The 19,004-nt window shown below is 66.0% G+C and carries 19 protein-coding genes; 1 reads left to right on the forward strand and 18 read right to left on the reverse strand.

Annotated elements, in window-relative coordinates:
• Nucleotides 1–31: 31 nt before the first annotated feature.
• From metK to pyrR, 12 genes are all read right to left on the reverse strand, one after another.
• Nucleotides 32–1,267, reverse strand: coding sequence for a methionine adenosyltransferase (metK, locus tag M1D93_RS10360; RefSeq protein ID WP_256249693.1), 1,236 nt, complete (start codon nucleotides 1,265–1,267; stop codon nucleotides 32–34).
• 87 nt (nucleotides 1,268–1,354) lie between these two features.
• Nucleotides 1,355–2,596 (reverse strand): bifunctional phosphopantothenoylcysteine decarboxylase/phosphopantothenate--cysteine ligase CoaBC, encoded by a 1,242-nt coding sequence (coaBC, locus tag M1D93_RS10365; protein WP_461171498.1) that lies wholly within the window; start codon nucleotides 2,594–2,596, stop codon nucleotides 1,355–1,357.
• Between the two features lie 34 nt (nucleotides 2,597–2,630).
• The gene (rpoZ, locus tag M1D93_RS10370) at nucleotides 2,631–2,891 is read right to left on the reverse strand and encodes a DNA-directed RNA polymerase subunit omega (protein ID WP_003800778.1); all 261 of its coding nucleotides are present in this window, start codon (nucleotides 2,889–2,891) and stop codon (nucleotides 2,631–2,633) included.
• Between the two features lie 15 nt (nucleotides 2,892–2,906).
• Nucleotides 2,907–3,503 carry a guanylate kinase gene (gmk, locus tag M1D93_RS10375; RefSeq protein WP_461171499.1) on the reverse strand — a complete coding sequence of 199 codons (597 nt, stop codon included), beginning with the start codon at nucleotides 3,501–3,503 and terminating at the stop codon, nucleotides 2,907–2,909.
• 47 nt (nucleotides 3,504–3,550) lie between these two features.
• Nucleotides 3,551–3,868, reverse strand: a complete 318-nt coding sequence (gene mihF / locus M1D93_RS10380) for an integration host factor, actinobacterial type (protein WP_461171500.1) — start codon at nucleotides 3,866–3,868, stop codon at nucleotides 3,551–3,553.
• 111 nt (nucleotides 3,869–3,979) lie between these two features.
• Nucleotides 3,980–4,852, reverse strand: coding sequence for an orotidine-5'-phosphate decarboxylase (gene pyrF, locus M1D93_RS10385; RefSeq protein WP_461171501.1), 873 nt, complete (start codon nucleotides 4,850–4,852; stop codon nucleotides 3,980–3,982).
• On the reverse strand, nucleotides 4,845–8,159 hold the full coding sequence (carB, locus tag M1D93_RS10390) for a carbamoyl-phosphate synthase large subunit (protein ID WP_461171502.1): 3,315 nt from the start codon (nucleotides 8,157–8,159) through the stop codon (nucleotides 4,845–4,847). Before carB ends, pyrF begins: the two co-directional genes overlap by 8 nt.
• Nucleotides 8,159–9,451, reverse strand: coding sequence for a glutamine-hydrolyzing carbamoyl-phosphate synthase small subunit (carA, locus tag M1D93_RS10395; RefSeq protein ID WP_461171503.1), 1,293 nt, complete (start codon nucleotides 9,449–9,451; stop codon nucleotides 8,159–8,161). Before carA ends, carB begins: the two co-directional genes overlap by 1 nt.
• The gene (locus tag M1D93_RS10400) at nucleotides 9,432–9,953 is read right to left on the reverse strand and encodes a PH-like domain-containing protein (RefSeq protein WP_461171504.1); all 522 of its coding nucleotides are present in this window, start codon (nucleotides 9,951–9,953) and stop codon (nucleotides 9,432–9,434) included. The genes carA and M1D93_RS10400 overlap by 20 nt, the downstream gene beginning before the upstream one ends.
• Complete coding sequence (locus M1D93_RS10405) at nucleotides 9,953–11,299, reverse strand: dihydroorotase (protein ID WP_461171505.1); 1,347 nt, start codon at nucleotides 11,297–11,299, stop codon at nucleotides 9,953–9,955. Before M1D93_RS10405 ends, M1D93_RS10400 begins: the two co-directional genes overlap by 1 nt.
• On the reverse strand, nucleotides 11,299–12,324 hold the full coding sequence (locus tag M1D93_RS10410) for an aspartate carbamoyltransferase catalytic subunit (RefSeq protein WP_461171506.1): 1,026 nt from the start codon (nucleotides 12,322–12,324) through the stop codon (nucleotides 11,299–11,301). The genes M1D93_RS10405 and M1D93_RS10410 overlap by 1 nt, the downstream gene beginning before the upstream one ends.
• A complete protein-coding gene (gene pyrR, locus M1D93_RS10415; RefSeq protein ID WP_461171507.1) occupies nucleotides 12,321–12,908 on the reverse strand; it encodes a bifunctional pyr operon transcriptional regulator/uracil phosphoribosyltransferase PyrR in 588 nt (195 codons plus the stop codon). Before pyrR ends, M1D93_RS10410 begins: the two co-directional genes overlap by 4 nt.
• A gap of 178 nt (nucleotides 12,909–13,086) precedes the next feature.
• On the opposite strand from pyrR, the gene M1D93_RS10420 reads away from it, so the two are divergent.
• Nucleotides 13,087–14,367: a PrsW family intramembrane metalloprotease gene (locus M1D93_RS10420; protein WP_461171508.1), complete on the forward strand. Its 1,281-nt coding sequence runs from the start codon at nucleotides 13,087–13,089 to the stop codon at nucleotides 14,365–14,367.
• Nucleotides 14,368–14,464: 97 nt separating this feature from the next.
• Here M1D93_RS10420 and nusB read toward each other — a convergent pair whose 3' ends face one another.
• The 6 genes from nusB to aroC all read right to left on the reverse strand — a co-directional run bounded on the left by nusB (nucleotide 14,465) and on the right by aroC (nucleotide 18,983).
• Complete coding sequence (gene nusB, locus M1D93_RS10425) at nucleotides 14,465–14,875, reverse strand: transcription antitermination factor NusB (RefSeq protein WP_387546847.1); 411 nt, start codon at nucleotides 14,873–14,875, stop codon at nucleotides 14,465–14,467.
• Nucleotides 14,875–15,438 carry an elongation factor P gene (efp, locus tag M1D93_RS10430; protein ID WP_050054941.1) on the reverse strand — a complete coding sequence of 188 codons (564 nt, stop codon included), beginning with the start codon at nucleotides 15,436–15,438 and terminating at the stop codon, nucleotides 14,875–14,877. Before efp ends, nusB begins: the two co-directional genes overlap by 1 nt.
• Nucleotides 15,439–15,610: 172 nt before the next feature.
• Nucleotides 15,611–16,129, reverse strand: coding sequence for a tetratricopeptide repeat protein (locus tag M1D93_RS10435; protein ID WP_461171509.1), 519 nt, complete (start codon nucleotides 16,127–16,129; stop codon nucleotides 15,611–15,613).
• Nucleotides 16,129–17,220: a 3-dehydroquinate synthase gene (gene aroB, locus M1D93_RS10440; RefSeq protein WP_461171510.1), complete on the reverse strand. Its 1,092-nt coding sequence runs from the start codon at nucleotides 17,218–17,220 to the stop codon at nucleotides 16,129–16,131. The genes M1D93_RS10435 and aroB overlap by 1 nt, the downstream gene beginning before the upstream one ends.
• On the reverse strand, nucleotides 17,217–17,726 hold the full coding sequence (locus M1D93_RS10445) for a shikimate kinase (RefSeq protein WP_461174988.1): 510 nt from the start codon (nucleotides 17,724–17,726) through the stop codon (nucleotides 17,217–17,219). Before M1D93_RS10445 ends, aroB begins: the two co-directional genes overlap by 4 nt.
• Nucleotides 17,727–17,783: 57 nt before the next feature.
• The gene (aroC, locus tag M1D93_RS10450; RefSeq protein WP_461171511.1) at nucleotides 17,784–18,983 is read right to left on the reverse strand and encodes a chorismate synthase; all 1,200 of its coding nucleotides are present in this window, start codon (nucleotides 18,981–18,983) and stop codon (nucleotides 17,784–17,786) included.
• Nucleotides 18,984–19,004 lie beyond the last annotated feature (21 nt).

The raw sequence follows: 19,004 nt of genomic DNA on the forward strand, positions 1-19,004 counted from the left end.
GCGTCCGTGCCGGGTTCGGCCCCGGGCACACCTAGGCGTTGAAGAAAGCCTTCAGGTCGTCCACACGGTCCAGCCGCTCCCAGGTGAAGTCCGGATCGTCACGGCCGAAGTGCCCGTGCGCGGCAGTCTTCGCGTAAATGGGCCGCTTCAGGTCCAGGGCGTCGATGATGGCGCGGGGACGCAGGTCGAAGATTTCGGCGATGGCCGCGCTGATGCGGGCGGGGTCGACCGTTTCGGTGCCGAACGTCTCAACGTACGTACCCACGGGGCGCGCCTGGCCAATGGCATAGGCGATCTGGATTTCGGCCCGCTTGGCCAGTCCTGCTGCCACAACGTTCTTGGCGACCCACCGCATGGCGTAAGCGGCGGAGCGGTCCACCTTGGACGGGTCCTTGCCGGAGAAGGCTCCGCCGCCGTGGCGTGCCATGCCGCCATAGGTATCAACGATGATCTTCCGCCCGGTCAGGCCGGCGTCACCGACGGGCCCGCCGATAACGAACTCGCCGGCCGGGTTCAGGATGTTTGCGGCACGGGAGATGTCCAGGTTGGCACCGGCCAGCACGGGCGCGATGACAATGGAGGCCAGGTCCGCGCGGAGCTGTTCCAGGCTTGCGCCTTCGGCGTGCTGGCTGGAGATGACCACGGTTTCGACGGAGACCGGCAGGTCCTTGTCATAGCCGACGGTCACCTGCGTCTTGCCGTCCGGGCGGAGGTAAGGCAGCTCCCCCGACTTGCGGACTTCGGTGAGCCGCTCCGAAAGTCGGTGTGCCAGCCAGATGGGGGTGGGCATGTAGGACGGAGTTTCGTCGCTGGCGTAACCGAACATCAGGCCCTGGTCGCCTGCGCCCTGGAGGTCGTAGTCATCCTCCTGGCGGCCCTCGCGGGCTTCGAGGGAGTTGAAGACTCCGCCGGCGATGTCGTTGGACTGCTGGCCGATGGACACGGAAACGCCGCACCGGGCGCCGTCGAACCCGTTGGCCGAGGAGTCATAGCCGATGCCCAGGATGGTCTCGCGGACGATCTGCGGAATTTCCACGTAGGCGTCGGTGGTGACCTCACCGGCCACGTGCACCAGGCCGGTGGTGGCCATGGTCTCCACGGCGACGCGGGATTCCGGGTCCTTGTCCAGCAGGGCGTCAAGAATGGCGTCGCTGATCTGGTCGCAGATCTTGTCCGGATGGCCTTCGGTGACCGACTCGGAGGTGAAGAGCCGGAGCGCGGAGGGCGTGGCCGCGTGGGACGGGGGAAGGTGCAGCGGTAAAGTCACTCAACTACCTTACTGGTTGGGATTCGTCCTCCCCGCAGGAGGCATCGGCAGATGTCCTCGTGCTAAGCGGACGTGGCATGGAACACGTCAGGCGCGGGGCAGAACGTGGTTCAGTTCGAAGCCGATCCGGCTGATGACGGCCGCTGAAACTTCTGTTTTGGTTCCGGCGGCCTCCTGAGGTTCGGCGCCGGAGCGGGCCAGGATGACAACGGAGTTGGTGTCCTGCCCGAAGACCTTGTCCGCGCCCACATGGTTCACCACCAGCAGGTCGCAGCCTTTGCGTTGAAGTTTTGCTTCGGCGTAGGCCAGCACGTCGCCGTCGCTGTCGCCGGTTTCGGCAGCAAAGCCTACGATCAGCTGCTGGCTCTGTGCGTGGCCGCCGCTGTTCCGGAGTTCCACCAGTTCGTGCAGGATGTCCGGGTTTCGGACCAGCGTGATCACGGGGTCGGCGCTGTCATCGCGCTTCTTGATTTTGGTGTCCGAAACCTCCGACGGGCGGAAGTCTGCCACCGCGGCGGACATGATCACGACGTCGGAATCCGCCGCCGCTGCCAGCGCCGCCTTTCGCAGCTGCAAGGCAGTCTCAACGGGCACGACTTCCACGCCGGCCGGCGGTGGAACTTCCATGTGGGCTGCCAGCAGGCGGACCGTCGCGCCGGCATTCCTGGCGGCGACGGCCAGCGCCACTCCCTGCTTGCCGGAGGACCGGTTCCCCAGGAACCGTACCGGATCCAGGGGTTCGCGGGTTCCGCCGGCGCTGATGGTGACGGTCCGTCCCGCCAGCGGCAACTGGTAGTCCGACTGGCCTTGGACCAGGGCCATGGCGGCGTCGAAAATCGCCTCGGGCTCGGGCAGCCTGCCCGGGCCGGAATCCGAACCCGTCAGCCTGCCGGTGGCGGGTTCCAAGACGGCCGCGCCGCGGCTCCGCAACGTTTCCACGTTGGCTTGGGTAGCCGCGTGCTGCCACATCTCGGTGTGCATGGCCGGGGCGAACAGTACCGGGCCATGGGCCATCAGCAGGGTGTTGGTGAGGAGGTCCCCGGCCTGTCCGGTAGCTGCTTTGGCCAGGAGGTCGGCGGTGGCCGGGGCGATGACCACCAGGTCCGCTTCGTGGCCCAGGCGGACGTGGTTGACCTGGTGTACGTCGTCGAAAACGCTGTTGCTGACCGGATTTCCGGACAACGCCTCCCACGTGGCAGTGCCAACAAAGCGGGTGGCTGCTTCCGTGGGGATCACGGTGACGTGATGGCCGGCTTCAGTAAAAAGCCGGAGGAGCGATGCCACCTTATAGGCGGCTATCCCTCCCCCGACTCCGAGGACTATGCGCACGTGACCTCCGTCAACAGCACGTCAGGCGGCAGTATTACTCTGCGGCTTCGATCGGCGTGGAGACCAGCTTGCCTTCGTTGATCTCGCGCAGGGCGATGGAAAGCGACTTTTCGTTCAGCTTGGTGTCTACCAGCGGGCCAACGTATTCGAAGAGACCCTCGTGCAGCTGGGCGTAGTAAGCGTTGATCTGACGAGCACGCTTGGCACCGAAGATCACCAGGCCGTACTTTGAATCCGCTGCTTCGAGCAGCGAGTCGATCGGCGGGTTGATGATGCCTTCAAGGTTCGTGGACACGAATTCTCCAAATTTCTAGCGGGCTGACCGTTCCGGCGCTCCGTGCGGATGCGGGGTCAGCCCCATGAGTGAAACAAGCTCGTCCGCTGCCCGGCGAACGTCGTCATTGATGACGGTATGGTCGAACTCCGGTTCAGCAGCAAGCTCCAGTTTAGCGGTTTCCAGCCGGCGCTGCTGTTCCTCGGGTGTTTCCGTGCCGCGGCCCACCAGCCGGCGGACCATTTCGTCCCAGCTGGGCGGCGCGAGGAAGACGAACTGGGCGTCCGGAACGGCTGCCTTGACCTGGCGCGCGCCCTGCAGGTCGATCTCCAGCAGCACCGACCGGCCTTCGGCGATGGCCTCGTTCACGGTGCTCTTAAGCGTCCCGTACGTGTTCTGGCCGTGGACGACTGCCCACTCAAGGAATTCGCCTTCGGCGACGAGCCGCTCGAATTCCTCCTTGGCCTTGAAGAAGTAATGGACCCCATCAACTTCACCCGGACGCGGGGCGCGGGTGGTGGCTGATACGGAAAGCCAAACCTCGGGGTAGTTGTCCCGGATGTAGGTGGACACGGTGCCTTTGCCAACAGCCGTCGGACCAGCGAGGACTGTCAGTCCAGGTTTTTTGCTCACGTATTCCTTTGTGCCGGAGTTCGGGAAAAGCGGGGAAGGTACCCGCTCTAGTTCTCGTCTATAAAATCTACCAGCGCACGGCGCTGGTGGACGCCCAGGCCGCGGAGCCTGCGGGAGGCCGCGATGCCCAGTTGCTTCATGATGGCGGCGGCCCGGACCTTGCCCACACCGGGCAATGCCTCCAGCAGCTCCGAAACCTTCATCCGGGCCATGGCTTCGTCCTCCATTGCCGAACTGATGATGTCCGCTGCGGAACTCTCACCGTTCTTGAGGCTTTCCTTGGCCGCGGCCCGGGTTGCCCTGGCTGCCGCCGCCTTGTTCAAGGCATCTGTTCGTTCGGACGCGGATAAGGGTCGCAGCACCATGGTGGACACCCCCGGATCTGGGTGGATACGCCCACGGGCGGCCGCCCTTGGACATGTCCTGAAACTACCCTTTGGTGCTGCCCGAATCAATGCAAAACCTGAAACGGAACGCTATTCGCCGCGCAGCCCGTCCAGCGTCCGCAGGGCAGCCTCCCGAAGTCCGCGCAGCTCAGGCCCGGCAGAAAGAATGTCCCTGCTGGAGGTTCCCAGAACCTGCGGATAGGCGCTGCCGAAGGTGGCACGCAGATCGGCCGGGGTTGCCCCCTGTGCTCCCAGGCCCGGCGCCAGGATGGGCCCGCGCACCGCCGCCAGGTCCAGGTCGAGTTCGGTCAGGGCGGAGCCAACGGTTGCACCGACCACCAGGCCGACCGAACCGAACACCCCGGGATAGCGGCGGTTTTCGCCGCCGGCTGCCTGGGCGATCCGGCGGGCCACGGAGTCCGCTCCCCCAACATGCTGGACCGAGGCTCCTTCGGGGTTGGAGGTCAGTGCGAGGACAAAAACCCCGCGCCCGGTCGCGGCGGCCAGGTCAAGGGCCGGACGCAGCGACTCGAAGCCAAGGTAGGGACTGAGGGTCACCGAGTCTGCGGCCAGCGGGGAACCGTCGCGGAGCCACGCGTCGGCATAGGCGGCCATGGTGGATCCGATGTCCCCGCGCTTTGCGTCGGCGATGGTGAGTACAGCCTCGTCCCGGGCAACGGCAAGTACTTCCTCCAGGACAGCCATCCCCGCTGAGCCGTGGCGCTCGTAGAGCGCCACTTGTGGCTTGACCGCGGCAGCGAGGGAAGCGACCGCCTCCAGGACTGTCAGGGAAAACGAGCGGAGGCCCTCGACGTCGTCCTTCAGCCCCCAGCCGGCCAGCAGGGAAGGATGCGGGTCGATGCCGACACACAGCGGGCCCCGGGCGGCCATGGCCGCACCGAGCCGGGAGCCGAAGGGCTCCCGGCCCTGCACTTCAGCGGACGCTGCTGCCTGCTCAGGCATGCTGCAGGGCCGCCTTCTGGGACTCCGCCAAGGCGGCAGCGTGCTCCTGCAGGCTGGTGACCGACCATTCGTAGGTCCGCATCGCCTCGATGGCCTGCACGGCCGCATTGAACTCGGCCACCGTGGTGATGCAGGGAATGCCGATGGACGTGGCAGCTGCCCGGAGTTCGTAGCCGTCGCTGCGGGCTTCCCCGCCGGAGGGGGTGTTGAAGACCATATCGATCTCGCCCGCGATCACGAGGTCCGCGATGGTGCCTTCGCCTTCGGCGCTGCTGCCTTCTGCCACCTTGCGCACCGGCGTGGCCTGGATGCCGTTGCGGCGCAGGACGTCCGCGGTGCCGCCGGTGGAGACGATTTCGAAACCGAGGTCGGAGAGCCGCTTGACGCCCATGATGACCGAGCGCTTGTCGCGGTTGGCCACCGAGACGAAGATTTTGCCTTCGGTGGGCAAGGCGTTGTTGGCCGCTGCCTGGCTCTTGGCGAAAGCGGTATCGAAGTGCTTGTCGATGCCCATCACCTCGCCGGTGGAGCGCATTTCGGGTCCGAGCAGGGAGTCAACTACCTTGCCTTCAGGCGTGCGGAAGCGGCTGAACGGCAGGACTGCCTCCTTGACGGACACCGGGGCGTCCAAAGGCAGGGTGGAGCCGTCGCCGACCTCGGGCAGCATTTTGTAGGCGCTGCGCAGCTGGCCGATGGTGACACCGGTGCCGATCAGGGCAGCCGCTTTGGCCATCTGCACGCCGGTGGCCTTGGACACAAACGGCACCGTCCGGGACGCCCGCGGGTTGGCTTCCAGGACGTACAGGACGTCGGAGGCCAGGGCGAACTGGATGTTGATGAGGCCGCGGACGCCCACGCCTTCAGCGATGGCCCGGGTTGCCGTCCGGACCCGCTCCAGGACGTTGGTGCCCAGGGTGATGGGTGGCAGGACGCAGGCGGAGTCACCGGAGTGGATGCCGGCTTCCTCGATGTGTTCCATGATGCCGCCCAGGTACATGTCCGTGCCGTCGAAAAGGGCATCGACGTCAATTTCGACGGCGTCCTCCAGGAAGCGGTCGATCAGTACCGGGTGGTCCGGGGTGATTTCCGTGGCGTTGGCAATGTAGCGGGACAGGTTGGGCTCGTCGTAGACGATCTCCATGCCACGGCCGCCCAGGACGTAGGACGGGCGGACCAGCACAGGGTAGCCGATCTCGTCCGCGATCTTCTTGGCGTCCTCGAAGGACACTGCGGTGCCGTTCTTCGGGGAGATCAGGCCGGCCTTGTCCAGGACCCGCGAGAACGCGCCGCGGTGCTCGGCGAGGTCGATGGCTTCCGGGGAGGTGCCGAGGATGGGCACGCCCGCATCAGCGAGCTGCTGGGCCAGCTTGAGGGGGGTCTGGCCGCCGAGCTGGACGAAGACGCCCATCACGCCGCCGGTGCGTTCCTCGGCCGCGATGACCTCCAGCACGTCTTCGAGCGTCAGGGGCTCGAAGTACAGGCGGGTGGAAATGTCGTAGTCCGTGGAGACGGTTTCGGGGTTGCAGTTGACCATGACCGTCTCGTAGCCGGCCTTGCGCAGTGCCATGGAGGCGTGGACGCAGGAGTAGTCGAACTCGATGCCCTGGCCGATGCGGTTGGGGCCGGAACCGAGGATCAGGATGGACGGCTTGGAGTGCAGCTCAACCTCGTCCTCCTCGTCGTAGGCCGAGTAGTGGTACGGCGTGTAGGCGGCGAACTCAGCTGCACAGGTATCCACCGTCTTGTAGACGGGCCGGATGCCCAGCGCCTGGCGGACGCCGCGGACCACGGCTTCGGAGTTGTGGGTGAGGGCGCCGATCTGCTCGTCGGAGAAGCCGTGGCGCTTGGCGCGCTGCAGCATATCAGCCGTCAGTGCACCGGCCTGGCGGATCTCGAGGGAGATCTCGTTGAGCAGCTGGAGCTGGTCCAGGAACCAGGGGTCGATCTTGGTCGCCTCGAAGAGGTCCTCCACGCTGGCGCCGCCCAGGAGGGCGCGCTGGACCTGGTGCAGCCGTTCCGTCGTCGGGCGCTTTGCCTTTTCGATGAGCTCCGCCACTTCCCATTCGGGAACGGAGCTGAAGTCCAGCTGGGAGCCCTTCTGCTCCAGCGACCGCAGCGCTTTCTGCAGGGCCTCAGCGAAGTTGCGGCCCATGGCCATGGCCTCCCCCACCGACTTCATGGTGGTGGTGAGGGTGTTGTCCGCGGCCGGGAACTTCTCAAACGCGAAACGCGGTACCTTGACCACGACGTAGTCGAGGGTGGGTTCGAAGGACGCGGGGGTCTTCTGGGTGATGTCGTTCGGGATCTCATCCAGCGTGTAGCCCAGGGAGAGCTTGGTGGCGATCTTGGCGATGGCGAAGCCGGTGGCCTTTGACGCCAGCGCCGAGGAACGGGACACGCGCGGGTTCATCTCGATAACCACCACGCGGCCGGTGGCGGGATCGATGGCGAACTGGATGTTGCAGCCGCCGGTGTCCACGCCCACCTCACGGATGACGGCGATGGAGATGTCGCGCAGCCGCTGGTATTCCCGGTCAGTGAGGGTGAGGGCGGGCGCCACGGTGATGGAGTCACCGGTGTGGACGCCGACGGGATCGAAGTTTTCGATGGAGCAGACCACCACGACGTTGTCGTTCTTGTCCCGCATCATCTCGAGCTCGTATTCCTTCCAGCCGAGGATGCTCTCTTCGAGCAGCACCTCGCTGGTAGGGCTGTACTGCAGGCCCTGGCCCACGATGCGGCGGAGGTCCTCCTCGTTGTAGGCGAGGCCCGAACCGAGTCCGCCCATGGTGAAGGACGGGCGTACCACCATGGGGTACCCGAGGTCATCGGCAGCCTTCAAAGCCTCGTCCATGCTGTGAATGATGTGGCTGCGGGCGGACTCTGCGCCGCAGCGCTCCACCACGCCCTTGAACTTTTCCCGGTCCTCGCCGAGCTCGATGGCGGCGATGTTGGCACCGATCAGCTCCACGTTGTACTTCTCGAGCACGCCGTTTTTGTCCAGGGCGATGGCCGTGTTGAGCGCTGTCTGGCCACCGAGGGTGGGCAGCACGGCGTCCGGGCGTTCCTTGGCGATGATCTTCTCCACCACCTCGGGGGTGATGGGTTCGATGTAGGTGGCGTCGGCGAACTCCGGATCGGTCATGATGGTGGCCGGGTTGGAGTTGACGAGGATGACCCGCAGGCCTTCCTCCTTGAGGACGCGCAGCGCCTGCGTGCCGGAGTAGTCGAATTCAGCGGCCTGGCCGATGACGATCGGGCCGGAACCAATGACGAGGACGCTTTTGAGATCTGTACGTTTCGGCATTACTTCTTGTCCTCAGTTTTGTTGTCGTTTTTGTGTTCCGCGCCGGCGGAGTGGGCAGAGTCCACGGGATCCTTGGACAGGTTGGCGGTCCTGCCGTCCCGGGTGCCCTCCATCAGTTCAATAAAGCGGTCGAACAGGTAGGCGGCGTCGTGCGGTCCGGCCGCTGCCTCGGGGTGGTACTGCACGGAGAAGGCGGGGATGTCCAGGCAGGCGAGGCCTTCCACGACGTCGTCGTTCAGGCTGACATGGCTGACCTCGACGCGCCCGTAGCGTGCCTCGGGGGCCTGCGTGGCGCCGTCGAGCGGTGCATCCACGGCAAAACCGTGGTTCTGGGAGGTGATTTCCACCTTGCCGGTACGGCGGTCCATCACAGGCTGGTTGATGCCGCGGTGGCCGTAGCGAAGCTTATAGGTGCCGAAGCCCAGCGCACGGCCCAGGATCTGATTGCCGAAGCAGATGCCGAAGTAGGGCAGTTTTTCGTCCAGGACGGAGCGGAGCAGGTTGACCTGGGCGTCGGCCGTGGCCGGGTCGCCGGGGCCGTTGGACATAAAGAAACCGTCCGGGTTGACGGCCTTGACGTCGTCCAGGGTTGCGGTGGCGGGGAGCACGTGGACCCGGACGCCGCGCTCGGCGAACCGGACGGGGGTCATGGCCTTGATGCCGAGGTCGACGGCGGCGATGCTGAAGCGGGGGTCGCCGTCCCAGCCGTGATCCTTCGGTTCCACCACGTACGCCTCGTCAACGCTGACTTCCTCGGCCAGCCGGGCGCCTTCCATTGGCGCGCTGGCGAGCACGGCGTCGACCAGTTCCTTGTCGGTGGCCTGCGCGGCTTCGCCGGAGAAAATGCCCGCGCGCATGGTCTTGTGCTCGCGCAGGTGGCGGGTGATGGCGCGGGTGTCCACACCCTGGATGCCCACGATCCCCTGCTCCACCAGCTCCTCGTCCAGCGAACGCTCGGAGCGCCAGTTGGAGGGGCGGCGGGCGGCGTCGCGGACGATGTAGCCGGCCACCCAGATGCGGCGGGATTCGGCATCGTCGTTGTTCACGCCGGTGTTCCCGATGTGCGGGGCGGTCTGGACCACCAGCTGGCGGGCGTAGGAGGGGTCCGTGATGGTCTCCTGGTAACCGGTCATGCCGGTGGCGAAGACTGCCTCGCCCAGGGCTGTTCCGGTGGCGCCGTAGCTGCGTCCGCGGAAGATGCGGCCATCCTCGAGCACCAGCGCAGCTGGAGCGGAAACCGGGGCTGATACTGCTGTGTTTGTTGTCACTGTCTTACTTTCCACTATTGGCATCAGCCGCGGGGGCCGAAGAAATCAATTCCTGAAGTGCTGCGAAAAGCACGTTCCTGTCCTCTGCGCGCCGGGTCCGGAAGCCGGTGTCCAGCTCGTGGCTGCCGTGCACCCACGAGAGGACCAGGAGGCCGTCCTTTTCCACGAACTTGCCCGCCATGCCGCTGTCCAGCCGCACCCCGGTGAGGGAAGCCGCGGGAATGTACAGCACCGGTGCCCCTGACCGGTCAAAGAGGACGCCGTGCGGGTAGACCTCGAGCGTTGCGTTGGTCCGGATGCCGAGCCCGTGCACTGCGATCCGGTCCAGCCAGTCGCCGCCGGTGGTGGACGCGACGTACTGCCCCTCGGCGGCGGTGCGCGGCTCCCCCGGCGCATCGGGCACCGACGGGAGCTGTTCGACGTCGGCCTGGCGGCGCAGACGGTTCCGCCAGCCCAGCCAGATGAGGCCGAAGGCTGCGGCGATGAGGGCCAGCGTGATGACCAGCGAGAGCAGCTGGGTGTCCATCAGGCGGCGCCTACGGAGGCGGCGTGCCGGTACGGGGTGTTGAGGGAGCCGTCGAGGACGGTGGGGTGTCCCTTGAAGAACGTGGCAACAACCTTGCCCGGCAGCTCCATGCCCTTGAACGGAGAGTTGCGGCCCATGGTGGCCATCAGGGAAGGCTCAACGGTCCAGCGCGCGGCGGGGTCCACGAGGATGACGTTGGCGGGTTCCCCTGCTTCCAGCGGCCGGCCCTGGTCCTCCAGGCGGCCGATCTTCGCGGCGGCGGTGGAGGTTACCCGGGCAAAGTCCGCCCACGTCATCAGGCCGGTTTCGATCATGGTGTGCTGCACGACGGAAAGTGCGGTCTCCAGCCCGGTCATGCCCATGGCGGCCTGCGCCCACTCGCACTCCTTGTGCTCGCTGGGGTGCGGGGCATGGTCAGTGCCGACGACGTCGATGGTTCCGTCTGCGAGGCCGGCGCGCAGGGCCTGGACGTCAGCGTCGGTACGCAGTGGCGGGTTGACCTTGTAGACGGGATCGTAGCTGCGGACCAGGTCATCGGTCAGCAGCAGGTGGTGCGGGGTGACCTCTGCCGTGACATTGATGCCCCGTTCCTTGGCCCAGCGAATGATTTCCACCGAACCTGCCGTGGAAACGTGGCAGACGTGCAGCCGGGAGCCCACGTGCTGGGCCAGCAGGACGTCGCGGGCAATGATGCTTTCCTCTGCCACTGCGGGCCATCCGGCAAGTCCCAGCACCGCAGACACTTCGCCCTCGTTCATCTGGGCGCCGGCGGTGAGCCGCGGCTCCTGCGCGTGCTGGGCCACCACGCCGTCGAATGCTTTGACGTACTCCAGCGCCCTGCGCATGAGGACCGGATCGTGGACGCAGATGCCGTCGTCCGAGAACATGCGGACCCGGGCGCGGGAATCGGCCATGGCGCCGAGCTCGGCGAGCTGCTCGCCTGCCAGGCCCACGGTCACTGCGCCGACCGGGCGCACGTCCACCCAGCCGGCCTTTTGGCCCAGGCTGTACACCTGCTCCACCACGCCGGCGGTGTCAGCGACGGGAGTGCTGTTGGCCATGGCGTGCACGGCGGTGTAGCCGCCCAGGGCGGCTGCGCGGGTTCCGGTCTCCACGGTCTCGGCATCCTCGCGGCCCGGCTCGCGGAGGTGGGTGTGGACGTCCACCATGCCCGGCAGCGCCACCAAGCCTGCGGCGTCGATGACGGTGGCGCCTTCGCTCCGACCGTCAGCGGAAAGGTCTGTTCCCGTTTCAGCGATGACGCCGTCGCGGATCAGGAGGTCTGCCGCCTCGCCGCCCAGGATTGAGGCCCCGCGGATCAGATAGGTTCCGGTGTTGCCTGCCATCAGTTGCTCTCCTTGGTGGAATGGGTGCCGGTATACGCCAGGGCGGGGGTGGCGGCTGGTTCGCGGGTGTCCCCGGAGAGCAGCAGGTAGAGGGCGGCCATGCGCACGGACACGCCGTTGCGGACCTGCGCCAGGACGGTGGAGCGGGGGGAATCGGCGGCGGCTGCGGAGATTTCCAGGCCCCGGTTCATGGGGCCGGGGTGCATGATGATGGTGTCCTTCATGCCCAGTGCGTCCAGCGCGCGCAGCCGGTTGTCGTCAAAGCCCCACCGCCGGGAGTATTCGCGGGTGCTGGGGAAGAAGGACGCGTTCATGCGTTCGCCCTGGACGCGGAGCATCATCACCGCGTCAACACCCTGCTCGATGGTTTCGTCCATGTTGTAGCTCACCTTGCAGGGCCACTTTTCAACGCCGATGGGCAGCAGGGTGGGCGGCGCCACCAGCGTGACCTCGGCGCCTAGGGTGCGCAGCAGCCAGACGTTGGAGCGGGCCACGCGGGAGTGCAGGACGTCGCCGGCGATGGCAACGCGCATGCCCTTGAGGTCCGCGCCCTCGGAGCCGGTCCCGGCAAGCCGGGCCCAGTGCCTGCGCATGGTGAACGCGTCCAGCAGGGCCTGCGTGGGATGTTCGTGGGTGCCGTCGCCGGCGTTGATGACGGCGGCGTCGATCCAGTCGGTCGAGGCCAGCCGGTGCGGCGCGCCAGAGGCCCAGTGCCGGATGACGACGGCGTCAGCCCCCATCGCGGAGAGCGTTTGGGCGGTGTCCTTGAGGGACTCCCCCTTGGACACCGAGGAGCCCTTGGCGGCAAAGTTGATGACGTCCGCCGAGAGGCGCTTGGCGGCGGCTTCGAAGGAGATGCGGGTGCGGGTGGAGTCCTCGAAAAAGAGGTTGACCACGGTGCGGCCGCGGAGGGCGGGCAGTTTCTTGACCTCGCGGTCACCTACCGCTGCCATTTCCTCCGCGGTGTCGAGGATCCGGATGGCGTTGCTGAGGCTGAGGTCTTCGGTGGAGAGCAGGTGCTTCACGAGCGGCCCTCGATAACTACTTCGTTGATTGGAGTTCCTCCCGGAGCGGTGTCCGTTTCCTCGAGCCGGACCCGGACCTTCTCAGCGGATGATGTGGGCAGGTTTTTACCAACATGGTCCGCGCGGATGGGCAGCTCGCGGTGGCCGCGGTCGATCAGCACGGCGAGCCGGACGATGCGGGGCCGGCCCAGGTCCACGAGGGCATCAAGGGCGGCGCGGATGGTGCGGCCCGAATACAGGACGTCGTCAATGAGGACAACCACCTTGTTATCGATGCCTGTACGCGGGAGCTTGGTGGGGTACGGCGGGCGCGTGCCCTGGTGGGACAGGTCGTCGCGGAACATGGTGACGTCCAGCTGCCCAACAATCGCGGCAGCGTCCACGCTGGGATCAGCGGCGGCGATTTTTTCAGCAAGCCTGGCGGCCAGCGGATAACCGCGGCGGGGAATGCCGAGCAGGACGAGGTCCTGGGAACCTTTGTTGGCCTCGAGAATCTCATGGGCGATACGAGTGAGGGCCCGGTCGATGTCCGCCTGGCTAAGGACTACCCTGGCTGGAACCGGTGCGCTGGTGACAGAAGTCAACGCTCGTCTCCCCTTTCCCCGCCTCACAGGACGGAATTAAAAAAGGATCATGTGCGTTCCAAAATTACCACATAGGCCTGGCGGGACCTGTGCCGGTTCGACGCGTTGATGGTCACACTCCTGAGGCCCGTGCCGGGGGTCCTTGGACGTGCGGCGGGAGCCACCTAGGCTTTCGGGTATGTCGATGCATCCCCGCTACCCGGCGTCCGGGCCGCCCGAAGATCCGTACCGTGAAGGCGGTGCCCCGCTCCCCCGCGGGGCCAACCCAAGCTGGATGGGGCAGGTGCAGCCGGAGAACTACAGGTTGGCGCCGGGGCATCAGGGCCGGCCCGTGGACACCGTGGTGCCGCCACCGGTCCAGGGAACGATGGTCCATGCCGGCCGGACCCGCAGCGGCGGATTGCTGGGACTGACCATCGGCGGCAGTGCGCTGGCTTTCCTGAGCCTCTTCCTGGTGGTGCCTTTCCTGCTCTCGAACACAGGTCCGGCCGGCTTCCTGGTGGGTTTCCTGGCCTCGCTCATTCCCCTGTCGGTGGTCCTGCTGGCCGTGTACGTCATCGACAAGTGGGAACCCGAGCCCAAGCGGCTCCTCTACTTCGCCTTCACCTGGGGCGCTGCGGTATCCATCGCCGTCACCCTGCTCATCCAGCCGTTTTTTGTGCTGGGATTCCAATTGTCGGACGGAGCGGACCTGCAGACCTACATGGCTACGGTCCAGGCGCCCATCGTGGAAGAGTTCGCGAAATCTTTGGGGCTGCTGCTTTTGCTCCTGCTGGCCAGGAAGCACTTCGACGGGCCGGTGGACGGGGTGGTTTTCGCGTTCACTATTGCCGGGGGCTTCGCCTTCACGGAGAACATCCTGTATTTCGGCAGGGCCATTGCCGAATCGGCAGACCCTGCCAGTGAGTTTGCCCAGGTGTTTTTCCTTCGCGGCGTGATGTCCCCCTTCGCGCACGCCATCTTCACCGGCACCACCGGGCTCATCATGGGCTTCGCCGCGCGGCGCTGGCATGCGGGCGCCTCCGTAGCCGCTTTCTTCGTGGGGCTGCTGCCGGCCATGTTCCTGCACAACCGCTGGAACAGCATGGGCCAGGGCTTCCTGGTGGACTACATCCTGGTCCAGGTTCCCCTCTTCTTCCTCGCCATAGGCGGCATCATCCTCCTGCGTGTTGCGGAGAAACGGCTGACCCGCCAGCGCCTGCTCGAATACTCCGCCGCCGGCTGGTTCACCCCGGCGGAGGTGGAGCTCCTGGCCACGTTGGGAGGCCGACGGACCGCCTTGAGCTGGGCGGGCAGCTATGGCAGGAAGCGGCAGATGAAGGAATTCCTGAAGGCGGCCACGCAGCTGGCCAACACCCGCCAGCGTATCCTCAGCGGCCGCGACGTCCAGCTGCACCAGGCGGAGGAGAGGCAGCAGCTGCAGCGCATCCTGGCCCTGCGGGCCGCCGTCGCCCATTAAACGCTGCTGCACCTCAGCCCGGAAGCCGTCGGCGGGTTAACTGCGAAAGGGCTGGCCTCCACACCTGTGGAGGCCAGCCCTTTCGCTTTCCTGCCGGCTAAGCGAGCAGGGAAGGCTTCAGCTGCTGCAGCCGGCCCAGGAGGCCGTTGATGAACTGCGGCGACTCGTCGGTGGACAGTGTCTTGGCCAGCGCAACCGCTTCGCTCACCGCCACGCCGTCGGGGACGTCGTCGTTGTACAACAGCTCCCAGGTACCGATCCGGAGGATGATGCGGTCAACAGACGGCATCCGCTCCAGGGTCCAGCCCTGGGAGTACGTTTCGAGGAACTCATCGATAGCCGCCTGCTGTGACAGGACGCCCTCAACGATTTCCAGGGTGTACGGGTTGACGATCTGGTCAGTCTTCTCCCGGCGCGCCCGGAGCACGTCGAAGGCCGAAACGGAGCGCTGCTCAGCTTCGAAAAGGACATCCAGGGCCCTGTTACGGGCTTTACCGCGTGCGCTCACTACTCAGTGACCCGGCCGAGGTAGCTGCCGTCGCGGGTGTCCACCTTGACCTTGGTGTTGTTCTCGATGAACAGCGGGACCTGGATCTCGTAGCCGGTTTCCAGGGTTGCGGGCTTGGTGCCGGCCGAGGAACGGTCACCCTGCAGGCCGGGCTCGGTGTAGGTGATCTCGAGGACGACGCTGGGCGGCAGTTCGATGTACAGCGGGGTGCCCTCGTGGATGGCGATGTTGACCATCTGGTTTTCCAGCATGAAGTTGGTGGCGTCGCCCACGGTAGCGCCGGAAACCGTGATCTGGTCGTAGTCGGAGGTGTCCATGAACACGAAGTCCGCGCCATCCTGGTACAGGTACTGGTAGTCGCGGCGGTCCACGGTGGCGGTCTCGATCTTGAGCCCGGCGTTGAACGTCTTGTCCACGACCTTTCCGGACATCACGTTGCGCATCTTGGTGCGAACGAAGGCGCCGCCCTTGCCCGGCTTGACGTGCTGGAATTCGATGATGTTCCAGAGCTGGCCCTCAAGCTTCAGGACCGTTCCGTTCTTGATGTCGTTAGTGGTTGCCACTGGTTTCCTCTGGTTTCTATGTCTGGTCGCGTGCTCAGACGTTGTATGCCGGGCAGGCCTGCCAATCGGCTTGCCAGCGCGTATTTGTCAAAAATCGAGTCTTCGAAAAAATTCAAGAACTATTCTACCGGTAAAACGGCGGGTGCCTTTCGGACCGCCCCCGCCGGCGGTATCAGCAGGCCAGGTCCAGGACGTCCCGGGCACGCTGCAGCGCCACGGTGGACGAGTAGATCAACGCGGCATCCGCGGACTCGGCCACGCGCAGGTCCAGCGCGCGGGCGAACGATTCAACCGCTGCCGACGTTTGTCCCGCGCTGTACTGGGTCTTGCCCAGGAACTGCAGGACCAGCGCCTCGCGGGGCGTCCCCTGTACTTCGGCGAGCAGCTGCCGGAACAGCTCCACGGCCCGGTCCAGCCGGTTGGAAACCCTCAGCACTTCGGCCTCGAAGGCCCGCAGCCTGAAGGACTCGGGGTCCCTGAAACGCGCCTCGGCCAGCAGTTCGGCAGCCTCCGCCGCATGCCCTTCCACCAGCAGCACAAAGATGTGGTCCGCGGGGTCGGTGGATACTGCCAGCGCTTCCCGGCAGGCGTCCTCGTTCACGATCTGCGGCAGCAGTGTTTCGGGGTTGATGCGGATGCCCGGGAAGCCGGCCTCCGGCCAGTCCGCTGTTCCCGCCAGGTCGCCGAGCATCAGGAAGCGATCTCCTGGTAGGCGGCGAACAGCAGAGACGTGTCCGGCACGTCAAGGATCCCCGGCTTGGCAATGCCGTCCAGGACAACGAAGCGCAGCAGGTCTCCACGGGACTTCTTGTCCCGGCGCATCCCGTCCAGCAGGCCCTGCCACCGGTCCCGGCGGTAGGTGACGGGAAGGCCCAGGGTCTCCAGGATGGTGCGGTGCCGGTCGGCATCGGCGTCGCTGAGCCTGCCGACGCTGCGGGCAAGTTCGGCGGCGAACATCATGCCCACGGAGACGGCGGCACCATGGCGCCAGGAGTAGCGTTCCACCAGTTCGATGGCGTGGCCCAGCGTGTGTCCGTAGTTCAGGATCTCCCGCAGGCCCGACTCCTTGAGGTCTTCGGAGACAACGTTTGCCTTCACGGCGATTGCCCGCTCAATGAGTTCACGGAGGACGGCCGACTGCGGGTCCACCACCGCTTCCGGGTCCTTCTCAATGAGGTCGAGGATGGCGGGGTCGGCGATGAAGCCGCACTTGATGACTTCCGCCATTCCGGAGATGATCTCGTTTTTGGGCAGGGTGTCCAGCGTGTCCAGGTCTGCCAGGACGGCCGCCGGGGGGTGGAAGGCGCCCACCAGGTTCTTTCCTTCGGCTGTGTTGATGCCGGTTTTGCCGCCCACCGAGGCGTCCACCATGCCCAGCAGGCTGGTGGGCATGTGGATGACCTTGATGCCGCGCAGCCAGGTGGCGGCGACGAAGCCGGCGAGGTCTGTGACTGCGCCTCCCCCCACGGCGACAATAGCGTCGGAGCGGGTGAAGTCGTTCTGCCCAAGGACCTGCCAACAGAACGCCGCAACCTGGATGTGCTTGCCTTCTTCGGCGTCGGGAATCTCCGCCGTCAGGGACGTAAATCCTGCTTCCGCAAGCTCGTCCCGGACGGTGTCGCCGGTGAGCCGCAAGGCCCGGGGGTGGATCACCAGGACCCGCCGCACGCGCTCACCGAGCAGGCCGGGAAGGTTCCCCAGCAGTCCACGCCCCACTACGACGTCGTAGTTGTTACTGGCGGATTCGCCGGTGACCTTGATAATTGTTGATTCCGCGCTCACTTTTCAACTTCCTGTTTGGCAGCTGCGTAGTCCCGCAGTGCTGCTTCCAGTCGGCGTCCCAGCTCGGAAACCGAGCCGGAGCGCACGTCCAGGGTGATATCTGCCAGCCGTTCGTATACCGGCTTGCGGGTGGCGAACATTGCCGTCCAGCGGCCCATTGCGTCCCCCGCCAGCAGCGGCCGCCCCGAATTGCGGGCGATGCGGCCGGCCACTGTCGTGGCGTCGCATTCGAGGTACACCACGGTGCAGCGGCTGATCAGCTGCTGGGTACCGGAGTCAAGGACAGCGCCGCCGCCAAGGGAGATGACGGTGGGTGTGCCTTCCGCCGCTTCCACGACGTTGGCCACTGTCCGCGCCTCTATCTCGCGGAAGGCGTGCTCGCCGCGTCCCGCGAAAATATCGGAAATGGAGCCATGGGCTGCCACGATGACGGCGTCGGTGTCCACGAAAGGCACACCGAGCTGTTGGGCTAGCTGCTGCCCAATAGCGGATTTACCGACGGCCATGGGCCCGATGAGGACCACCGGGCGGCCCAGGGACGCGGTTTTGTTGCTATGGGGCACTTACTGGCCGATCGAGTCCAGGGACGCCGGGATGCTGTCCAGGTAACCCTTGATGTTGCGTGCGGTTTCCGCCACGGAGTCGCCGCCGAACTTTTCGGTGACCGCTTCAGCCAGGACCAGTGCCACCATGGCTTCTGCCACCACGCCGGCGGCCGGGACGGCGCAGACGTCGGAGCGCTGGTGGTGTGCCTTCGCGGGTTCGCCGGTGCTGACGTCGATGGTCTTCAGTGCGCGGGGAACGGTAGCGATGGGCTTCATGGCGGCGCGGACACGCAGCACATCGCCGATGCTCATGCCGCCTTCGATGCCGCCGGCACGGTTGCTGGTGCGGACAATGCGCCCGTCGGCATCCCGGACGATCTCGTCGTGGGCAGCCGAACCGCGGCGCGCAGCGGTCAGGAAGCCGTCGCCGACCTCCACGCCCTTGATCGCCTGGATGCCCATCAACGCTGCTGCGAGGCGGGAGTCGAGCCTGCGGTCCCAGTGCACATAGCTGCCGAGTCCCGGCGGAAGTCCATAGGCGAGGACTTCAACCACGCCGCCCAGGGTTTCGCCTTCCTTGTGCGCGGCATCCACCTCGGCCACCATTGCGTCGGACGTTTCCCGGTCGAAGCAGCGCAACGGGTCCGCGTCCAGGGCCAGCACGTCCGTGGGAACAGGCAGCGGCCTGCCTTCGGGCACGGTAACGGTTGCGATGGAAACGGTGTGGCTGACGAGTTCGATGCCGAGGTGCTTGAGGAACTGCGCAGCGACCGTACCCATCGCCACGCGGGTGGCAGTCTCGCGGGCGCTGGCGCGTTCCAGGACGGGCCGGGCCTCGTCGAAGCCGTACTTCTGCATTCCGGTGAAGTCTGCATGTCCTGGCCGGGGGCGGGTCAGCGGCGCGTTGCGGGCCTGGTCGGCGAGCAGCCCGGCATCCACGGGATCGGCAGACATGATCTGCTCCCATTTAGGCCATTCCGTATTGCCCACCTGGATGGCGACGGGGCCGCCCTGGGTGCGTCCGTGCCGGACGCCGCCGAGGATGGTCACAACGTCCTGTTCAAACTTCATGCGTGCGCCGCGTCCGTAGCCCAGGCGCCGGCGGGCCAGTGAATCAGCGATGTGCCCGCTGGTGATTTCCACACCGGCGGGGACGCCTTCAATAATTCCCATCAGAGCCGGACCATGGGATTCACCGGCAGTCAACCAACGCAACATATTTTCCATCCTGCCACGTAT

Source organism: Arthrobacter sp. Z1-9 (genome assembly GCF_054792695.1).

Coding starts and splice junctions, on each gene's coding strand:
- mihF (WP_461171500.1), bottom strand. CDS start 3,868: ATGGTGCTGCGACCCTTATCCGCGTCCGAACGAACAGATGCCTTGAAC.
- pyrF (WP_461171501.1), bottom strand. CDS start 4,852: ATGCCTGAGCAGGCAGCAGCGTCCGCTGAAGTGCAGGGCCGGGAGCCC.
- carB (WP_461171502.1), bottom strand. CDS start 8,159: ATGCCGAAACGTACAGATCTCAAAAGCGTCCTCGTCATTGGTTCCGGC.
- carA (WP_461171503.1), bottom strand. CDS start 9,451: ATGCCAATAGTGGAAAGTAAGACAGTGACAACAAACACAGCAGTATCA.
- M1D93_RS10400 (WP_461171504.1), bottom strand. CDS start 9,953: ATGGACACCCAGCTGCTCTCGCTGGTCATCACGCTGGCCCTCATCGCC.
- M1D93_RS10405 (WP_461171505.1), bottom strand. CDS start 11,299: ATGGCAGGCAACACCGGAACCTATCTGATCCGCGGGGCCTCAATCCTG.
- M1D93_RS10420 (WP_461171508.1), top strand. CDS start 13,087: ATGTCGATGCATCCCCGCTACCCGGCGTCCGGGCCGCCCGAAGATCCG.
- M1D93_RS10435 (WP_461171509.1), bottom strand. CDS start 16,129: ATGCTCGGCGACCTGGCGGGAACAGCGGACTGGCCGGAGGCCGGCTTC.
- M1D93_RS10445 (WP_461174988.1), bottom strand. CDS start 17,726: ATGGCCGTCGGTAAATCCGCTATTGGGCAGCAGCTAGCCCAACAGCTC.
- aroC (WP_461171511.1), bottom strand. CDS start 18,983: ATGTTGCGTTGGTTGACTGCCGGTGAATCCCATGGTCCGGCTCTGATG.